Source organism: Streptomyces sp. NPDC054956 (assembly GCF_053609185.1).
On sequence record NZ_JBSGXB010000497.1, the window covers coordinates 1 to 3548 of the forward strand.

At 73.3% G+C, this 3548-nt stretch carries 3 protein-coding genes and 1 pseudogene; 1 reads left to right on the forward strand and 3 read right to left on the reverse strand.

All coding sequences use genetic code 11. The features are described from left to right. Positions 1 to 51: 51 nt before the first annotated feature. On the reverse strand, positions 52 to 1632 hold the full coding sequence (gene purH, locus ACWGDE_RS37295) for a bifunctional phosphoribosylaminoimidazolecarboxamide formyltransferase/IMP cyclohydrolase (protein ID WP_453393519.1): 1581 nt from the start codon (positions 1630 to 1632) through the stop codon (positions 52 to 54). 32 nt (positions 1633 to 1664) lie between these two features. Further along, positions 1665 to 2288 carry a phosphoribosylglycinamide formyltransferase gene (gene purN / locus ACWGDE_RS37300; RefSeq protein ID WP_453393520.1) on the reverse strand — a complete coding sequence of 208 codons (624 nt, stop codon included), beginning with the start codon at positions 2286 to 2288 and terminating at the stop codon, positions 1665 to 1667. A 257-nt stretch (positions 2289 to 2545) separates the two neighbouring features. Here purN and ACWGDE_RS37305 point away from each other — a divergent pair, with 257 nt between their 5' ends. After that, complete coding sequence (locus ACWGDE_RS37305) at positions 2546 to 3187, forward strand: hypothetical protein (RefSeq protein WP_453393521.1); 642 nt, start codon at positions 2546 to 2548, stop codon at positions 3185 to 3187. Positions 3188 to 3232: 45 nt separating this feature from the next. Here ACWGDE_RS37305 and ACWGDE_RS37310 read toward each other — a convergent pair. Then, a pseudogene (locus ACWGDE_RS37310) lies at positions 3233 to 3548 on the reverse strand (hypothetical protein); the annotation flags it as partial.

Below are 3548 nucleotides of genomic sequence, written 5' to 3' on the forward strand. Positions count from 1 at the left end.
GTCCCGCACTCGCGGGGCGCGGCCTTCGCCGTCTGCGGTCCTGCTGCGGGATCAGTGGAAGAAGTGACGGGTCCCGGTGAGGTACATCGTGACGCCCGCCGCCTTCGCGGCCTCGATGACCAGCTCGTCGCGCATCGAACCGCCCGGCTGGACCACGGCCTTGATGCCCGCGGCCGTCAGGATCTCCAGCCCGTCCGCGAACGGGAAGAAGGCGTCGGACGCGGCGTACGAGCCCTGCGCGCGCTCGGCGCCCGCACGCTCGACGGCCAGCTTCGCGGAGTCGACGCGGTTGACCTGGCCCATGCCGACGCCGACCGAGGCGCCGTCCTTGGCGAGCAGGATGGCGTTGGACTTGACGGCGCGGCAGGCCTTCCACGCGAAGGCGAGGTCGGCGAGCTCGGAGGCGGACAGGGCCTCGCCGGTGGCGAGCGTCCAGTTCGCCGGGTCGTCGCCCTCGGCCCGGACGAGGTCGCTCTGCTGGAGCAGCACGCCGCCCGAGATCGGCTTGAGCTCGGCCGGCTGGTGCGGGGTGCCCTCGACCTTCAGGACCCGGATGTTCTTCTTCTTCGCCAGGACCTCGACGGCGCCCGGCTCGAAGTCCGGGGCGACGATGACCTCGGTGAAGATCTCCGCGACCTGCTCGGCGAGCTCGACGCTCACCGGACGGTTGACGGCGATGACGCCGCCGAAGGCGGAGACGGGGTCGCAGGCGTGCGCCTTGCGGTGGGCGTCGGCGACGTCCTTGCCCACCGCGATGCCGCACGGGTTGGCGTGCTTGATGATCGCGACGCAGGGCTCTTCGTGGTCGTAGGCGGCGCGGCGGGCCGCGTCGGTGTCCACGTAGTTGTTGTAGGACATCTCCTTGCCGTGCAGCTGCTCGGCGTTGGCGAGCCCGCCCGGCCGGCCGTCCGTGTAGAGCGCGGCGGCCTGGTGCGGGTTCTCGCCGTAGCGCAGGGTGGACTTGCGCTCCCAGGCGCCGGCCAGGAATTCGGGCAGTACGGCCTCCGGCTCCGGGGCGTACGCGTTCGTGAACCAGGAGGCCACGGCGACGTCGTACGCGGCGGTGTGCTGGAAGGCCTCGGCCGCGAGCCGCTTGCGGGCGGTGAGGTCGAAACCGCCGTCCTGGGCGGCCGCGAGCACGGCGTCGTAGCGCGCCGGGCTGGTGACGACGGCCACCGAGGGGTGGTTCTTGGCGGCGGCGCGGACCATCGAGGGGCCGCCGATGTCGATCTGCTCCACGCACTCGTCCTCGGACGCGCCCGACTGGACGGTGGCGAGGAAGGGGTAGAGGTTGACGACCACCAGGTCGAAGGGCTCGACGCCCAGCTCGGCGAGCTGGTTGCGGTGGTCCTCCAGGCGCAGGTCGGCGAGGATGCCGGCGTGCACGCGCGGGTGCAGGGTCTTGACCCGGCCGTCCAGGCACTCGGGGAAGCCGGTGAGCTCCTCGACCTTGGTGACGGGCACCCCGGCGGCGGCGATCTTCGCGGCGGTGGAACCGGTGGAGACGAGCGCGACGCCGGCCTCGTGCAGGCCGCGGGCCAGCTCTTCCAGTCCCGTCTTGTCGTAGACGCTGATCAGCGCGCGACGGAGCGGGCGCTTCGACGCGGTGAGGTCGTCGCTCTCTACGGTCACGGTCTCTGCGGTCCCTGCGGCCTCTGCGGCGGTCACTGGATTGTTACCTTTCGTCCCTCGATGCGGTAGCCGTGCCGGGCCAGGCGCCCCACGACGTCGACGAGCAGCTCGCGCTCGACTTCCTTGATCCGCTCGTGCAGAGCGGCTTCGTCCTCTTCGTCCCGGACCTCCACGACACCCTGGGCGATGATCGGACCGGTGTCCACGCCCGAGTCCACGAAGTGGACGGTGCAGCCGGTGACCTTCGCGCCGTAGGCGAGGGCGTCCCGTACGCCGTGCGCGCCGGGGAAGGCCGGGAGGAGGGCGGGGTGGGTGTTGACGAACCGGCCGCCGAAGCGGCCGATGAACTCCGGGCCCACGATCTTCATGAACCCCGCCGAGATCACGAGGTCCGGCGCGTGGGCGTCGGTGGCCTCGGTCAGGGCCACGTCCCACTCCGTGCGGCTCGGGTAGGCCTTGACCGGGCACACGAAGGTGGGGATCCCGGCCTTCTCGGCGCGCTCCAGGCCGGCGATGTTCTCGCGGTCGGCCCCCACGGCGACGACTTCGGCGCCGAAGCCCTCCGCTCCGCCGGGATGGGCGTCGATGGCATCGAGCAGGGCCTGGAGGTTGGTGCCGGATCCGGAGACCAGCACGACCAGGCGGGAGGCGGCCATGGGAGGCCCTTTCTCGAGCGGGGGCGTCCTGGCCTGAGCTGGGGGCGCGTCGTTCGTCTTGTGTGATCGCATGAAACTTCGGGTCGCCGATATACGGGGGACCATACGAAGCCACCGACCGCCTGCAACGATACCGGCACACCGGACGGCCCCCGAGGGACGGGGGCGCGGGCGGGCGGTAGCGTCTGGCATACATGCCGCAAACAGGCCTCCGACGTCCCAGTGACGTCCACGACACAGGGGATGAAACACACCCGATGCCGGATCGCCGCCAGCCCGACCCCTCCACCGACGACAACCCCTTCGCGGCGCCCCCGGAAGGCCGGCCCGACCAGCTCTGGGAGCCGCGCACCGGCGGTGACGGCGGCTCCGGCAAGGTGCCGGTCGAGGACCCCGGGTCCGGTCCGGCGCGCTGGGACCCGACGGACCCGATCCAGCGGCGTGCCCGGTACGCGCTGCTGGCCGGCATGTGGGGCTTCTTCTTCGGGGTCTTCGGCATCCCGTCGGTGGGACTGCTGCTGGGCGTACTGGCCCTGTACTGGGGGATCAGCGCGCTGCGCGGGGCCCCCGTGAAGCCGGCCTCCGCCGACGGCGGGCGGTCGGGCGCGGACCCCTTCGCCCCGGCCCCGGCGGCGGACACCGCCCCGGAACCGGCCCCGGCCCAGGGCGGACTGGCCGCCCTGGGCGCCGCGGCCCGGCCCCAGCGGACGGCCGCGGTGAGCGGGCTGGTCACGGCGACCCTGGCGGTGCTGCTGGCCGCGTCCTCGTACGCGGTGCAGATCGCGTACAAGGACTTCTACGTGTGCACGCAGGACGCTCTGACGAAGTCGGCGGAGCTGCAGTGCAACGACCTGCTGCCGGACAACGTCATCGGCAAGATGCTCAAGGTCCAGCGCTGAGCGCTCCCCGCTGACCACGGACCGACCCGGGACCGACCCCGGCCGCTACTCGGCCGGGGTCGGTCCGGCCTGCCCGGCGGGCGCGGCCGGCACGGCCTCGGCCGGTGCCGGGCCCGCCTCCGGAGCCGTCCCCCTTCCCGCGCCCGCGTCCGCATCCGCCGGGCCGGGTTCCGTCGCGGGCCTGCGGCGGGCCAGTACGCGGGCACCCGCCACGGGCGGGACGAGCGGGGCCGCGGGTACGGCGGCGCCGGGCGCTCCGCCGGGCGGCTCCGCGGGGAGCGGTGGCGGTGCCGGCACCGGATCGGCGGGCGTCGCGGGGATCGGGATCGGGGTCAGGTCCAGCTTGAGGCCGGGCATGACC

What these genes read in the sequence shown, in the direction of transcription:
- purN (WP_453393520.1), bottom strand. Translation starts at nt 2,288, where the DNA reads ATGGCCGCCTCCCGCCTGGTCGTGCTGGTCTCCGGATCCGGCACCAAC.
- ACWGDE_RS37305 (WP_453393521.1), top strand. Translation starts at nt 2,546, where the DNA reads ATGCCGGATCGCCGCCAGCCCGACCCCTCCACCGACGACAACCCCTTC.